We start from the raw sequence: 14,471 nt of genomic DNA on the forward strand, positions 1-14,471 counted from the left end.
GTGCTTGGTTGAATTCATCACATCTGACGAACTTCGAAGTTACGCCGCGAAGCGATCTGAGGCGGAACAAGCGCGTATGCGCATGGCCGCTCGCGCTCGATCACCTCAAGGTGCCACCTTTTTATCGCACTCCAGTAAGGATAAGGACCTTGTCGTCGGCGCCATTATCGTTCTCGAAAATCACGGGGCGCAGGTCTACGTTGATGAGGTGGATCCGGAGATGCCGCCATACACTAACACGCAGACCGCCAACTTATTGAAGTCGAGAATACGACAATCTAGAAAATTTGTCGTTTTAACCAGCAAAAACAGCAAGGAAAGCCGATGGGTACCATGGGAGCTCGGCCTTGCGGACGGCTATAAGGACCTCCCGAATATCGCGATCTTCCCTTCTTCCGACACGGCTCACGACATGTCTTGGGCGGACTGGGAGTATCTCGGCCTCTATCACCGGATCGTCTGGGGTAAGCATCAAAATTATCAGAAAGAGATATGGATGGTCCTGGACCAGAGAACCTTTACGGCTACCGAGCTTTCGGTATGGCTCCGTCGTCCGACCTAACTCAAGAAACAGGCCGGCCGCGACCTCACAGTCGCCCAAACCTGAAAAATCATCCACCTTATCAAGGCAAGCGGATTCGGAGCCGCGTCTCTGGCCACAATGTCGTACGCCCCCGGCGAAGGCCGCTTTGCGCGAGCATGGCGCGGTAGCGCAGCTGCGCTCTTAGGCGTCACCTCCCGGATGGTGCTCGTTGGGTCATTGTCTCACACTACTTTGTTGCAGGTGTACAAACGAGTGAGCGCGAGCGTCGCCTCGCCCGCGTTGGCGGCATGGAGACGGTGCCGTCGGACATATTTGACGACGCGCGCTATGTTGCGCTTGGTCACATCTATCGCTAGCAAACCGCAGGCGCCGATCATATTCGCTACTCGGGCGCTCCTCTCGCCTTCGGTTTCGAGGAGGCGGGCGTTGAAAAGTCCATGTGCCTTGTCGATCTCGACGCCAATCGCGCAGCGGTAGTCACGATGAACCCCTTCGTTCCCCTTATCCGCGCCACACTAACAGTCCTGTTTCCGGATAAATGACCTTCACAGACTAGGAATATCGATTAGGCGTCAAGCGTGTCTTTGCGTTGCCTTCGCTGGCGGGTAGTCTGGATCATAAAGGGTGCAACAGTCTGAACCGGGGGGTGAATGAGTTTCATTACTGACGATCAGAATCCGCTTGCCCAGCTCGTGGAACTGAAGTCCAGCCTCGCCCTGAAAGATGATACAGCGGACAATCATGATCTTCTGGTCGAGTTGCGGATAAATCCAGACGAAATCGAAGAGGACAGGATAGGGACGATAAGCGTTGAAATACTGGAAGCTACGCTCTCGGTTGATTTCAGCGGGTTGAAGGTGGCTCCCAAAACCCGCCACGGCCAAGGCGAAACTGGAGGGAAGACGCGCAAGGAACTGCAGAGGGAAACCATCATCTCAACGACGAGCGAGACGGACAAGAAGAAGAGTGCCGACGCTTCCGTCGGTGCCTCTGCCACGGGGCCGGAAGGCAAAGCGGGCATAGGTGGCAGTTCATCCAAACATTACGCGGAAACGGCAATGCATCGCCAAAGCGAAAGCGTGACTGAAGATTTTTACCCTGTCAGGGCGCTGTCTGACGATCGATGGAAAGTCACCATGCAGGACGGCGGTCCGCTGAACGATGCGTTCCTAGACAATGATCGCCTCTGTGAGGTCTCCGAGGTTCGGGAAGCCAATCGAAAAGGCGCAATGACCAGTCTCGTCGCCAAACAGAAGCACGTGAAAATCACGCTGGAACGAAAGGCATCGGTTATCGCCGTGCCATTTTCGAGAAACCAGCAAGCCCTCATGAATATTGTCATCGCTAAAAGCCTTCACGAGCGCTCCGGCTCGAGCGAATACTCGGGCCACCTGGTATTCTCCCAATCGACGATCTCCGATGAAGGATAGTCCGTTCCTTTCAAATGCGCTTTCGGAGGCAGCACTGGCAGGAATCGAAGCCTTAGCGGCGGCTCCGCAGGCGACCTTTCAGGAACAGGCCAAACTGGCTGGCTTGGTGCCAGCGAAAGATTTCAGGCATGCCGATCTGCGGAACATCGACCTGACTGATTCCGATTTACACGGTTTCGATTTCTCCGGTGCCGATCTCCGTGGAATTACAGGTATTCGCGTCAGGTGGGACCAAACCACAATATTCGACGGTGCCGATCTATCGGGTTCGATATTTGCTTCCAAAATCCGTTTGAGAACCTTTTTCAATATGGACCAGCAGGCGAACAACCTTTTGGCAAGCGTAGCCGGACAAAGCTGGTCAGCTCAGATCATTTGGGCTGCCGAAAATCTGCGGCCGACTGGGAAATTTCACGAACTCGCTCTCCCAATCACGGAGGCCCTTTTCTATCGGGCCCGCAATGACGAATTCCTGCAAGCCGAACTCATGCGGTATTTGGCTCCGCGTATTAGTTCACGAGAAGCGCTTTATGACATGCTGACGGCTGCCATTTCCGACGACCCCAGAGCGGCCGTCGTTATTCGCAGCGTGTTCTCCATCCTTCGTCAGCATCAGATGACCCGCAACGCCCAGATACGACAGCAAGCCCTTGCACTGGTCAAATCCCGGAACCCTGCCAATCAAGAGGAGGCTGTTCGCTTCCTCATGAGAAACCTCCCCACTCGGGAGGAAATCGCTGCAATCAGAACAGCAGCGGAAGGAGGCGATGGATTCCTGGAGAGTATGTATGTGGCCGAAATCTCCCGCCTGCTCGGTCAAGTCTACGAATTGGTGACACGGGACCCGGTATCGAACGCCACACTGTCAATGAAAACGGTCCTGTCCTCATCCGAACTGAAACTCATTGCCAGGCGTTGGCTCAGGGCAAAATCCAGTCGATACGAGAAAGATGTTAACCTGCCTCTCGTTCAACGAAAAGGCAGTGACCATTATTATAGCGCTGACGAGATCGAGAAGAAGGCAGTCAAGGTTCAAGTGCTCTGGTCGAATTTGAAGCGGGTTGGGATTGAAATTGACGTCGCAACGGATGTCGACGCCAATGTGTCGATCATCGAGACCTAATATCCCGCTGTTTCACACAGCTAGTCGATGATCACAAAACTTGGCGTTGGTCTCGGAGAGAGATAGTCTTGCTCCGGGGGATTGGACATGGCGACTTGCAATATTTGCGGTGGAAAGATTGAATTCCGCTACATGGGTGGCAGGCCGACACCGATCCACGTGAATGGCGGTTGGTGTTCAGGCAGCAGTAGGAATGGAAATGGTAGCGGGGCTATTGCAAGGCCCTTTAGAAGCATCGCTTCTTACGTCAATCCGAACGCTACCTGCCCAGTATGCGGTGAACGCGTATATTTCTATCAGAGCCCGTATGGCGGCCGCGTCTTTTTTGATGATCTGGGCTGGCCATGGCCGAAACACCCGTGCACGGATATCCCACGGGCACAGAGCGGATATGTGAAGCCGCTGGCATTGAACGTCCATACCTCATTCCAGAACCGTGATGGCGAACCGCTCGACATTTACGAGCTTTCTTCTCTGGACGAAAAACGCAACCAAATTCATATGCGTTTCAGCAGAATAAATGAGCCGCTTAGTTTTAAAGCAGATGTCACGATCAGCCTTTTGCGCACCTTGGCCATCAAAGTCACCGATTTCAAGGCAGCGCCGTCATTTGTTGTACGCACGTACGTAGATCATCGGATTCTGGAATTCATCTCAGTAAGGAAGAAGGCGATCGACAGGCTTAGAGTGCCGCGATCGAAGCCAACAACGTAGTCTTTATGCTGAGCAGACGGTTACTGATCCGTCAGCTCGCCTTCTAGATTTTCGAGGGCCACAAGTTTTCGGAATCCTCGTCCATCATTCGTTTCGCGATCCTCACGTAGCTTTCGTACATCGCCGTGCCGATCTCTGCGGGTTCGAAATCGTCAACGATTTCCGCGTGGCCCTCGAGCAAATCCGCGGCTACAATGTTCTGCTGACGTGTGGCGGCGGCGACTTCTAGAAAGACGAACGTTGTTCGAATGGCCAACCATCGCAAGCGACCCCTTGCTCGTATGAGGTATTTCGACGATATCTGGAGCAATTCCAGTAATGAGTATTGGCGACGCTCTACACGTCAATTAGGCGGCCAGAAACGGCTTACGCCGCTCCGTTTCAGGTGATTTCTGCCTCATCTTCGCCCGTCAGCCCGGCCGGAATATCGCCGGCCAGCAACTTCTCCTTCGACAGTAGGCCGGCGTCTTCGAGCGCCTCGAAATCCGGCATATCGCGCAGCGTGTCGAGCCCGAACTCGAGCAGGAAGTCCTTGGTCGTGACGTAGGTATAAGGCGCGCCGGGCGTCGGACTGCGCGGGCCGGAGGCAATCAGCTTTGCGCCGCGCAGACGGCCGATCAGGTCGCGCGAAACTTCCTTGCCGAAGAACGACGACAGTTCGGCGCGGGTGATCGGCTGGAAATAGGCGATGGCCGTCAGCACCAGCACCTCGGATTGGCTGAGATCGACCGAACGCTCATTGCCGCCGACGGCCGCCCGAATGGCGTCGGCATAGGCCGGCCGGGTAAGATGCTTCCAACCGCCGGCCACAGTGACAAGGTCATAGGGGCGGCCGCGCAGTTCCTCGCGGATGTCGTCGATCAAAAGATCGATATTGCAGCCTGCGCCAACCACACGTGCCAGCGCACTGCGTGTTACCGGCTCTTGTGCCGCGAAGATCGTTGCTTCGACGCGGTGCATCCATTCGCGCCAGCGCGCGTCCGGCGGCAGGTGATCCAGTTCCCGATCCAGAAACGGTCGTTGCCCATTTTCTCCGCGAGCCTTTGTCGAATGCGCCGCCATCGTCACAATCCGTAGATGCGGAAGGTCGGGCGGCCCGACAGTTCGCGCACGGCACCCAGATCGAACAGCCGGTCGAACAGGCGGCGCAAGCCGCGATCGCTCATGCCGGCGACGGGATCGGACGCGACCATCGCATCGCCGGACAGGAGCCGTTGGACGACGATGTCCGCCCCCTTGGCCCTGAGTTTTGGCGCCACCGCAAGCAAGCGGTCGGCGCGGCGTCCAAGTTCGGCCGAAAGATCGATGGCGCGCAATGCAGCGCGCGCTTGTGCCGCGAGCAGGGCTTTGGCCCGCTCCTTCTCCGCCTCGATGCCGATTGTCGCATTGGCAGCCCCCCGCGACCGATCGGAACGCATGGAAGCGGCCATCTCCGTTCCCAGCAACGGCACGGCATGGGCCCAGCCCAGTCGCTGCGCCAAAAGCGCGTCGGTGAACCAGGCGCCAAGGGCGCGCCCGAAGCCGTACTGTTGGGCGATGGTAAAGGCACCGGCCAACGTGGCCACCGTCCCGACACGGGTGGAACATTTCCGAAGCTTTTCGGCCAGATCGCCGACTGCGTCGGGCGCATAGCCGAACGCTTCCAGCACCGCGCCGAGGTTTTTCTCCGTCAGCAAGTCTTGCGCAGGCCGGGCTGACAGCCCAAGCCAGCCAAGCAGCAGACGGCCGGCGGGACCCACGTCGTCGCCCGGCCTTGTCAACAGCACCGCATCCCGCAGCTCCGCTTCATCCTCGACACGCCCCGCGTGCTTTGCCGTCGTCGCCGCCGCCGCAAGCGCCAGCCGCTGCCGCCAGGCGCCGGCCCATTTTTCTTCCCGGCGCACCACCGCATCGAGCGCGCCGATGGCGGCGCCGACGGCGAGTGCGACGTCCTCAACCTCTTTTCCCGCAAGGGTTTTCGCGTCGGGGACGGCCTGGCGCAACCAGCCCGGCACAGGGGTCGCAGCGGCATGCGGCGCGGCGTTGGCCGAGGCGGTTTGAAGGGACGCGGCGCGTTCAGGCGAAAGAATCATGGGTTGCAGCATGAATCACGACGGCGCTTATTGCAACGATTACCGGCGAAATGCGCCGCGCCTGTCATGTTGAATAAAAGACCGATAATGTTGCCTTATCGTTCGTTATTGAAAGTGCCTATCTAAGCACGTCAAGGCCGTGCTTTTCGACCACCGTCAGCAGCTTCACCGCCATTCCGCTCGGCCGCTTGGCGCCGCTCTCCCATTTCTGCACGGTCGATTCCGACGTGTTCAAATGGCGCGCGAATACCGGCTGACTGACGTGATTGCGCTCGCGCAGCGCCTTGATCTTTTTGGCGTCGAATGTCGTCGGCCTGGACAGGCAGGCGTCGTCAAAGGAGCGCAAGGTCTGCTTGTCGACCGTGCCGGCACGTACCATGCCCTCCACCGCGCTGTGGATCGCCTCGAAGGCATCGCTCTTGAATTTTCGTCTAGTGGCCATCACCAATCTCCATCAAGACTCCAGCGTTTAGTTCCGCATCCAGTTCCGCCGCGGATTTGCGCCGATACAGCGCTGCCAGCTCGCGGAATGCCCGCAGCTCATCCTCATCGATGTTCGCCCGGTCTTGCTTGGCGAACAGATAGACGTAAACCCAGAACTCACCGCTTCTGGCGAGCAGGATCGACCGAAAGCGATTGTCGCCGAGCCGCTTCTTGAAAACGCCTCCACCGAGATCGTCAGCCTTGCCCTGCGCGGCCTCTCGCGCCGCTCGTAGAAGCGCTGCGTCCGGAAGCCGTGCCTTTCGCGCCGCCTTGGCAAACCAGGCCGTTTTGAATACGCGATCAGGCATGGTAAAAAGATAGCACTTGGTGCTATGAAATTCAAGGGTGGAAGGTCAGTCAGATCATAGACATGCCTAGCCGAACAAATATCATAGCGTCGGTGAATCGCGCTAACGAAAAGAAATGACCATGGACGGGACTGAGGACGAACTCCCCGATATCGTTGAGATGGTTCGCGCCATGGCCGTGACCGCGCCTGATGAGGCTTCCGCGAAGAGCGCGGATGACACCCCCTCCCCTCCCCTATCCACTGGTGACTACCGCGGCGGCGCGCGTTTACCTGGTCATCTCGAGGAGTTGGCGGGCCGAGCGCAGGACTATGTCGAAGCGGCCAGCTCGACGCACACGCGGCGCGCCTACGCTTCCGATTGGCGTCATTTCGCCAGTTGGTGCCGGCGTCAGGCTGTAGAGATATGCCCACCGGATCCGCAGGTGGTTGGGCTTTACATCACCGCCTGCGCTTCTGGCAAGGCGAATGGAGATAGAAAGCCGAACTCGGTCTCGACGATTGAGCGTCGCCTTTCTTCGCTCTCCTGGAACTTTGCACAACGCGGCCAGCCGCTCGATCGCAAAGACCGTCACATTGCCACTGTCATGGCTGGAATCCGCAACAAGCACGCCTCCCCGCCCCGGCAGAAGGAGGCGGTGTTGCCCCAAGACTTGATCGCCATGCTGGAAACTCTCGATCGCGGTAACCTGCGTGGGTTGCGCGACCGCGCCATGTTGCTGCTCGGCTTTGCCGGCGGCCTGCGTCGCTCCGAAGTTGTCGGTCTTGACGTCGGCCGCGACCAGACCGAGGATGCGTCCGGCTGGATCGACATCCTCGACAAAGGGATACTGGTGACATTGCGCGGCAAGACTGGCTGGCGCGAGGTCGAAATCGGGTGTGGCTCGTCCGATGCGACCTGCCCTGTCGTGGCACTCCAAACCTGGTTGAAATTCGCGCGTATCGTCCACGGCCCCCTGTTCCGTCGTGTAACGGGTCAGGGCAAGGCTGTCGGATCGGAGCGTCTCAACGACCAGGAGGTCGCGCGCCTCGTCAAGCGGACCGCGCTTGCGGCTGGCGTCCGCGGAGATCTGCCGGAGGGCCAGCGCGGCAAGCTGTTCGCCGGACACTCGTTGCGATCTGGCCTGGCCTCCTCAGCCGAAGTCGACGAACGCTATGTGCAAAAGCAGCTTGGACACGCGAGCGCCGAGATGACACGAAAGTACCAGCGGCGGCGCGATCGGTTCCGCGTCAATCTCACGAAGGCCTCGGGACTGTAGAAAAGCCCCCTCCCCTTTCTTTCAGTGCGCAGCTTCCTGATTTTCGGTTGCCGTATCATGAGATGAGAGTGCACGCAGCACGGCCTCCGGTTCCCGGTCCATTACACGAAGCAATGTTCGAGCAGCGCCACTTGGTTGCCGCTTACCTTGTTCCCACTTCTTGTAACCGGATGGGCTGGTTCCGAGCACGGCTGCCATTTCGTCCTGAGTCAAATCGAGTTTCTTGCGGATCGCCTTTGCGTCCATCGCACCGACATCAATCGTATGAACCTGGATGCCAGGAACGTCCTTGCCCTGCGCATGCGTCAAGGCCTCCGACATGGCCTGGATCAGATCAGCGCCAAATTTTGTCATCTCGCTCATGTCTTGCTCCTGATCGTTGCCTTGATCGCCTTGGCGAACGCTGCCACCGCCTTTGCCTCTTCTGGTTTCAGATCGACTTTCTCATTCTTACCATACGCCAACAACGCATAGATTGGTGCGTCATCGCTGTACCAGTAGTAGATTATCCTCGCACCACCGCGTTTGCCCTTGCCTTTAGCGCCGAACCGCGTCTTGCGGACGCCACCCGTACCTGGAATCTCATCGCCTACCTGCGGATTGGCCGCGAGAAAGTCGATAAGTTCCTTCCTTTCATCCTCGCTAAACAGCTCCGCCGCTTGCTTGATGAACAATGCTGTCTCGGCGACGGCCTGCATGCTCTTCCCATAACCCAATGGGTTATATATATGCGTTGCAGCCTGAAGAGTCAATGGTAGACCCATCCGTGAGATCAGCACAATCTTCGATATTCAATGAAAGTCGATGTCATGGCTTTCACGATGACGGATCTGAAACATCATAGCCGTGCCCGTCGAAGACGGTAATGGCCCTCTGACACAAACTCTATCTGTCAGCGCGCCAACCGTGACGTCCTATGTTGATCTACTCGCCGATTTTCTGCCGGTACGACGGCTACAGTCGTTCCATGCCAATACGGGTAAAAGATTGGTCAAATCCCCGAAGACCTATGTGCGCAACAGCGGCATTGTGCTTGCTCTGCTGAGTATCGAAGATCTGAATGATTTTTCGGGGCATCCTGTTGTCGGGGCCAGTTGGGAAGGTTTCATCATCGGAAACCTGCTATCTGTGGCACCTACTCGCAAAATAGCAGTTCTTATCGCTCCGTTGCTAGGGCCGAGATTGACCTTCTTCTAACCCTTACCGCCAAGCGTCTTGCGCGATTGAGATCAAGCGCACTCCAGCGGCGAAAGTAGAAAAGCGCATTTACCTGGCTTGAGAAGACATCAATCCCGAGCGTCGCCTTATTGTCTATCTAGGCACGGAAAACATGCCTCTCAAGGAGGGTCTGGAGGTGATGTCCCTATAAACTCTCGCAAAAAGCATTGGGTGAACTTGCCTGACGTCGGGGGAGTGTCGGCGCGTCGCTGACGAGCATCACAGCAAAGTTCCCAGCTGGGAACTTTTGGGGGCAAAGGTCTTCCTAGGTCACTGAACGAAGTGAGCCGTCTACAAAACGGTGCTTAGAAGGTCTTTTGCCCTTATAGGCGACGGTGTCGACAGGGAAGTCGTACAAAGGCGTCGATAGGAAGCTTTTCCGAAGGCCGAGTCCGCAAGATGACAATTTCAATTGTTGGAGCCGCGCTCGCTATCTGTAAACCGCGGTTCCCAGCTGGGAACTTGTGCCATCCAAATTGCACACCCACCCCGAATCGGAATATTCCTGCTACGGTAAAAACCGGAAATACGCTAAATCTACGTAGTTTCGAACGTGTTTACTAATCATTTACCACGCGGGGAACACAGTGAAAGTGTGGGAATGATGGAGAATCGGGTGACGCGACATCTTAGCAGCCTTGAATTTATGGATACCTTCTCGACAAAGCTCGATAAGGCACTTCAGAATTTATCACTTGCCCAGTACCCGCCTGATGCCGTCCGCACTATGCGGAAGTTCTCTTCAACGGAAGTCGCCGCACTTCTTGGCGTTACAGAAGCCTACGTTAGACAGGTTTCATTGAGAGGGCAGGGGCCTGAACCTGAAACAACGGGCTCAGGAAAGCGGCTCTATACGTTGGAGCATATCCTCGAATTGCGCATGCATCTTGCTGAAAAAGGACGGAGGAAGTGGATTAATCCGAGGCGCGTTGACGGAGAGGACTGCCAGATTATTGCGGTTACCAATTTTAAAGGTGGTAGCAGCAAGACCTCCACAACCATTCATCTCGGCCACTGGCTTGCGCTTCGTGGTTATCGAGTATTAGCCGTGGACATGGACCCTCAGGCTTCGCTCACGAGCCTGCATGGAGCTTTGCCGGGGTTCGATTACCGTGAAGGCGATACGCTTTATTCCGCGATCCGCTTTGACGATCCGCTCCCGACGCAAAGAATTGTCCACAAGACCCATATTGTTGGCTTTGACGTGATTTGTGCAGGCCTAGAGTTGACCGAATTCGAGACCGCCGTGGCGCTCGAAATGCGGAAAACCGGAGGAACCGGTTTTTTGTTACGAGTCTCACAGGCACTTGGGCAGATTGCCGATGATTACGACATTATTCTTTTGGACTGTGCGCCGTCGCTCAACTTTTTAACGCTTTCATCGCTGACGGCGGCAACCGGGGTCCTCATTCCTGTACCCGCACATATGCTCGACGTCGACTCGACAGGAAAGTTCCTCGAATTGGCTGCCTCATACATGCAGATTCTCGATGAGGCCGGGGCAGGAGCCAGATGGGACTTTGCTAAATTCTTGATTACTAAGTTCGAAGCAAATGATCATCCCCAGGCCAATATGCAGGCTCTTATGCGGCAAGTATTTGGCGATGATCTCCTCCTCAACGCGGTGGCGAAATCGACGGCCGTGGCCGACGCTCTGACATGGAAACAGAGCCTATACGAAGTCCAGCGATCCCGTTTCTCGGCTCCAAAGACGTATGATCGTGCAATCGAATCGATCAATGCCGCGAATGCCGAGATAGAAGGCTTGATCGCCAGCGCGTGGGGTCGTGAACCATGAGCCGCAAAGATTCCAAGGGAATGTTCGCCGCAGTCTTGGGCCAGTTAAGTGAGGACAAGGAAAGGGAAGTCGCTGCAGTACGCTCTTCGTCGCCGCATCTTCTGAAAGTTGCGGCAGGCGTACGCCAAATGCATGAACGCAGTGAAGCAGCCGAACGGCTTTTGCGTGCGGGAGAACAGATCGTTGAACTCGATGCCAACGCCATTCAGCCTTCATCGATTCATGATCGTTATGACGAAGCCTATGAGGCGGAGGCAATCTCTGAAATAGCTGCTTCGATGCGTGAACGAGGGCAGATCGTTCCCGGATTGGTTCGCCCGGTTGTGGGGCAGGAGGGCGTTTATCAGATAGTTTATGGACGTCGACGTCTCGCCGCTGCCAAGCAGCTTGGTATGAAGTTCAAGACTGCCATACGAGACCTTAACGATGAGGAAGCAGTAATCTTCCAAGGCGAAGAGAACACGGCTCGCGAGGATTTGTCGTTTATCGAGAAATGCGCATTTGCGTTGGCTCAGCAGGAGGTCGGTTTTAAGCGCGACACCATTTGTGCGTCGCTTTCGACAGGTAAATCGCACGTCAGCGAGATGATCGCGATCGCCTCGGAAATACCGAGCGATCTTCTTCATTCAATTGGCAAAGCTCCGGGCATTGGCCGGCCGCGCTGGGCTAAACTCGTCCAAAAGCTGCAGTCTTCCGACCAAGCAAGCTGGAAACGACTCATCGCGTCAGCAGACTTCAAACGTTTGACAAGCTTGGATCGCTTCGAAGCCGTTTTCAAGTTGCTTTCCACTAAGTCTGCCGGGCGGCACTCGGCGCAGCTCAGACGTTGGGCGCCGCCAGATAAGGAAATTGCCATCAGCATAAAGTCTACAGCAAAGAAGACTGTGGTTACCTTTGAGGCTTCGAATGGCCAAGACTTTGCAGGATTTATCACTGACCAATTGGACGATCTTTACGAGGCGTTCCAACGGTCGTCCAAGGCAATAGGAGACTAAACCGCAAAAGAAAAAGGCCCCCGAAACGATCTCTCGCGGAAGCCCTTCTCGTATCCTTGACACGAACGAGAATCGCAAATTCGCGAATCACTGTCAAGAGTTTTGGCGTCGTTTTGGCGAGCAGGTTTCTTTTGCCTAGCGATAGGTGGAAGGAAGAAATGGGGACACATATAGCAACGACGCCCTTCGGGCGGCGGACGGTGACACTTGGCCTGATTGCAAGCCAGGCTGCCGCGAAACAGGTCGAGGAGGGCGCCACTGTCGATAAGTGGGAAGTCTTCCGTGACATCCGTGACGCCAAGGACTTGCTGGGGGCGACCGATCGGGCCCTCTCAATCCTGCATGCGCTTCTAACGTGCCGTCGCCCCGTTGAACTTGTCGCCGGCGACAATCTGGTCGTGTTCCCTTCAAATGTGGAACTGATCAAGCGAGCGAACGGGATGTCGCTGCCGACGCTTCGTCGCAACATCGCGGTTTTGATGGACTGTGGCCTGGTTATCCGAAGGGACAGCCCCAACGGAAAGAGATACGCTCGTAGAGGGCAGGGCGGCGAGGTGGAGCAGGCTTACGGCTTCGATCTGACGCCGATCCTTGCGCGCGCCGGGGAGTTCCGTCAGCTCGCCGAGAGCGTCCAGGCAGAGCGCAGGGCGCTCCTACTCGTCAAAGAGCGTCTGACCATATGCCGGCGCGACGTGGTTAAGATGATCGCCGCCGGCATCAACGAAGGCGTCCCGGGTGACTGGCCTACATTTCGCCAGCGCTACGAGGCTATCATCGCCAGGCTACCGCGCACGGCTCCGCGTTCATTGCTAGATGCCATCGCGGATGAGCTCGAAGACCTTTGGCTCGATGTCCAGGACACGTTGGAATCGTTCGTTAAATCTCAAAATATGAACCCCAATGAGTCTCAGGACGAGACTCACATACAAGATTCAAAACCAGACTTTAATTCTACCGATGAATCTAAACATGGCTCCAGAAATAAACATGAAGCCAGCACCAATGTAGCGGAAACCGACAACGTACGCACCTTGCCCAAACGGGATTTGCCGTTGGGTATGGTCCTGAACGCCTGCCCGGAAATCGCCACCTACGCCCTTGGAGGGCCAATCCGGACGTGGCGGGAATTTATCGCCGCCGCCGAGGAGGTCCGGCCGCACATGGGGGTCAGCCCAAGCGCCTGGCAGGAAGCCGTCGAGGTGATGGGCCTGGAAAATGCCGCCGTCACGTTGGCCGCGATCCTTGAGCGCACCGAACATATCCGCAGCCGCGGCGGCTATCTGCGAAGCCTGGTGGACCGCGCCCGCGACGGGATGTTCTCTGCATGGCCGATGATCATGGCGCTGCTCAACGCCAGGATGTCGACGATGGAGAACGGCGCAGCCGGAAAGGTGAGGAGGTCCGAGCGGGGCGGTACGCAATCCGGCGTTGCGGCTAAAAAGCCGTCATCGCTCGAAATCAGCAGCGCGCTCGCAAAATCCTTGCAAGGAAAGGGCTGGAAATGACGGCCTCGAACGCAGCGCGGAAGATCGGGAATGAGCCCGAACCCCTTTACCGCGAAGCCCCGAACAACATCGAGGCGGAGCAGGCACTCCTCGGCGCCATATTGGTCAACAATGACGCCTTTTACCGGGTATCCGACTTCCTCAGGGCCGAGCATTTCTACGAGCCGCTTCACCGCAAGATATTCGAAGTGGCGGCCGAGCTGATCCGGATGGGTCGTATCGCGAATCCGGTGACGATGCGTCCTTTTCTTCCGGTAGAGGAAAAGGTCGGGCCCATGACGGTTGCGCACTATCTGGCTCGACTGGCGGCCGAGGCCGTGACGGTCATCAACGCCCCGGACTACGGACGCGCGATCTACGATCTTGCCTTGCGCCGCATGCTGATTTCGGTCGGCGAGGACATTGTCAACGTCGCCTTCGATGCCCCTGTCGATGTGGCACCGGTCGACCAGATCGAGACCGCAGAGCGGCGACTATTCGAGATTGCCGAGAGCGGGCGTTATGACGGCGGTTTCGCCGGCTTTGACGATGCGGTGAAGAATGCCGTCGACATGGCCAACGCCGCCTATATGCGCGACGGCCATTTGTCGGGCATCGCGACCGGCCTGCGCGACCTCGACCGCCGCATGGGCGGGCTGCAACCATCGGATCTGATCGTGTTGGCCGGCCGGCCGGGCATGGGCAAGACCTCGCTCGCAACCAATATCGCCTTTACCATAGCCAGCACTTACCAGCCCGTCCAACAGGCCGACGGCTCGGTGAGGACAGGGCAGGGCGGTGTGGTCGGGTTCTTCTCGCTCGAGATGTCGGCCGAGCAGCTGGCCACCCGCATCATCTCCGAACAGGCGGAGATCTCGTCCTCGCGCATCCGCCGCGGCGAAATCGACGAACGCGAGTTCGAAAGGCTGGTTTCCTCCTCGCAGACCATGCAGAAGATTCCGCTCTACATCGACCAGACCGGCGGCATCTCGATCGCGCAGCTTGCCACCCGGGCACGGAGGCTCAAACGCCAGCGCGGTCTCG

The 14,471-nt window shown here is 57.1% G+C and carries 17 protein-coding genes; 10 read left to right on the forward strand and 7 right to left on the reverse strand.

Going from position 1 to position 14,471, the window contains the following annotated elements:
- The first annotated feature begins 4 nt into the window (after positions 1–4).
- The 4 genes from DY251_RS20430 (at position 5) to DY251_RS21370 (ending at position 3,811) form a co-directional block, all read left to right on the forward strand.
- Entirely contained in the window at positions 5–562 is a 558-nt protein-coding gene (locus DY251_RS20430; RefSeq protein ID WP_245416063.1) for a toll/interleukin-1 receptor domain-containing protein, read from the forward strand.
- A 632-nt stretch (positions 563–1,194) separates the two neighbouring features.
- Positions 1,195–1,974, forward strand: coding sequence for a hypothetical protein (locus tag DY251_RS20440; RefSeq protein ID WP_116625757.1), 780 nt, complete (start codon positions 1,195–1,197; stop codon positions 1,972–1,974).
- Positions 1,964–3,097, forward strand: coding sequence for a pentapeptide repeat-containing protein (locus DY251_RS20445; protein ID WP_116625758.1), 1,134 nt, complete (start codon positions 1,964–1,966; stop codon positions 3,095–3,097). Before DY251_RS20440 ends, DY251_RS20445 begins: the two co-directional genes overlap by 11 nt.
- Positions 3,098–3,184: 87 nt before the next feature.
- Complete coding sequence (locus DY251_RS21370) at positions 3,185–3,811, forward strand: hypothetical protein (protein ID WP_147307489.1); 627 nt, start codon at positions 3,185–3,187, stop codon at positions 3,809–3,811.
- A 43-nt stretch (positions 3,812–3,854) separates the two neighbouring features.
- Here the strand turns inward: DY251_RS21370 and DY251_RS20455 are convergent, their stop codons facing one another.
- The 5 genes from DY251_RS20455 to DY251_RS20475 all read right to left on the reverse strand — a co-directional run bounded on the left by DY251_RS20455 (position 3,855) and on the right by DY251_RS20475 (position 6,674).
- Positions 3,855–4,067 (reverse strand): hypothetical protein, encoded by a 213-nt coding sequence (locus DY251_RS20455; RefSeq protein WP_147307490.1) that lies wholly within the window; start codon positions 4,065–4,067, stop codon positions 3,855–3,857.
- Between the two features lie 125 nt (positions 4,068–4,192).
- Entirely contained in the window at positions 4,193–4,873 is a 681-nt protein-coding gene (scpB, locus tag DY251_RS20460; RefSeq protein WP_116625761.1) for an SMC-Scp complex subunit ScpB, read from the reverse strand.
- Positions 4,874–4,875: 2 nt separating this feature from the next.
- The gene (locus DY251_RS20465) at positions 4,876–5,883 is read right to left on the reverse strand and encodes a DUF1403 family protein (protein WP_116625773.1); all 1,008 of its coding nucleotides are present in this window, start codon (positions 5,881–5,883) and stop codon (positions 4,876–4,878) included.
- A gap of 118 nt (positions 5,884–6,001) precedes the next feature.
- The gene (locus DY251_RS20470; protein ID WP_116625762.1) at positions 6,002–6,325 is read right to left on the reverse strand and encodes a helix-turn-helix domain-containing protein; all 324 of its coding nucleotides are present in this window, start codon (positions 6,323–6,325) and stop codon (positions 6,002–6,004) included.
- The gene (locus DY251_RS20475) at positions 6,315–6,674 is read right to left on the reverse strand and encodes a type II toxin-antitoxin system RelE/ParE family toxin (RefSeq protein WP_116625763.1); all 360 of its coding nucleotides are present in this window, start codon (positions 6,672–6,674) and stop codon (positions 6,315–6,317) included. The genes DY251_RS20470 and DY251_RS20475 overlap by 11 nt, the downstream gene beginning before the upstream one ends.
- A gap of 121 nt (positions 6,675–6,795) precedes the next feature.
- Here DY251_RS20475 and DY251_RS20480 point away from each other — a divergent pair, with 121 nt between their 5' ends.
- Positions 6,796–7,932: a site-specific integrase gene (locus tag DY251_RS20480; protein ID WP_245416064.1), complete on the forward strand. Its 1,137-nt coding sequence runs from the start codon at positions 6,796–6,798 to the stop codon at positions 7,930–7,932.
- Between the two features lie 21 nt (positions 7,933–7,953).
- Here the strand turns inward: DY251_RS20480 and DY251_RS20485 are convergent, their stop codons facing one another.
- Positions 7,954–8,295 (reverse strand): helix-turn-helix domain-containing protein, encoded by a 342-nt coding sequence (locus tag DY251_RS20485; RefSeq protein WP_116625765.1) that lies wholly within the window; start codon positions 8,293–8,295, stop codon positions 7,954–7,956.
- On the reverse strand, positions 8,292–8,630 hold the full coding sequence (locus DY251_RS20490) for a type II toxin-antitoxin system RelE/ParE family toxin (protein WP_116625766.1): 339 nt from the start codon (positions 8,628–8,630) through the stop codon (positions 8,292–8,294). The genes DY251_RS20485 and DY251_RS20490 overlap by 4 nt, the downstream gene beginning before the upstream one ends.
- 148 nt (positions 8,631–8,778) lie before the next feature.
- Between DY251_RS20490 and DY251_RS20495 the strand changes: the two genes are divergently transcribed.
- The 5 genes from DY251_RS20495 to DY251_RS20515 form a co-directional block, all read left to right on the forward strand.
- Positions 8,779–9,129: a DUF4143 domain-containing protein gene (locus DY251_RS20495; RefSeq protein ID WP_158553296.1), complete on the forward strand. Its 351-nt coding sequence runs from the start codon at positions 8,779–8,781 to the stop codon at positions 9,127–9,129.
- Between the two features lie 637 nt (positions 9,130–9,766).
- Positions 9,767–10,948 carry a plasmid partitioning protein RepA gene (gene repA / locus DY251_RS20500; protein WP_116625774.1) on the forward strand — a complete coding sequence of 394 codons (1,182 nt, stop codon included), beginning with the start codon at positions 9,767–9,769 and terminating at the stop codon, positions 10,946–10,948.
- Complete coding sequence (repB, locus tag DY251_RS20505) at positions 10,945–11,943, forward strand: plasmid partitioning protein RepB (RefSeq protein ID WP_116625768.1); 999 nt, start codon at positions 10,945–10,947, stop codon at positions 11,941–11,943. The genes repA and repB overlap by 4 nt, the downstream gene beginning before the upstream one ends.
- 158 nt (positions 11,944–12,101) lie before the next feature.
- Positions 12,102–13,448, forward strand: a complete 1,347-nt coding sequence (repC, locus tag DY251_RS20510) for a plasmid replication protein RepC (protein WP_116625775.1) — start codon at positions 12,102–12,104, stop codon at positions 13,446–13,448.
- On the forward strand, positions 13,445–14,471 hold a 1,027-nt coding region (locus DY251_RS20515), incomplete at its 3' end, for a DnaB-like helicase C-terminal domain-containing protein (protein ID WP_116625769.1). The genes repC and DY251_RS20515, both read left to right, overlap by 4 nt.

Origin of the sequence: Mesorhizobium denitrificans (assembly GCF_003403035.1) — a bacterium.
Lineage (GTDB): Bacteria > Pseudomonadota > Alphaproteobacteria > Rhizobiales > Rhizobiaceae > Mesorhizobium_G > Mesorhizobium_G denitrificans.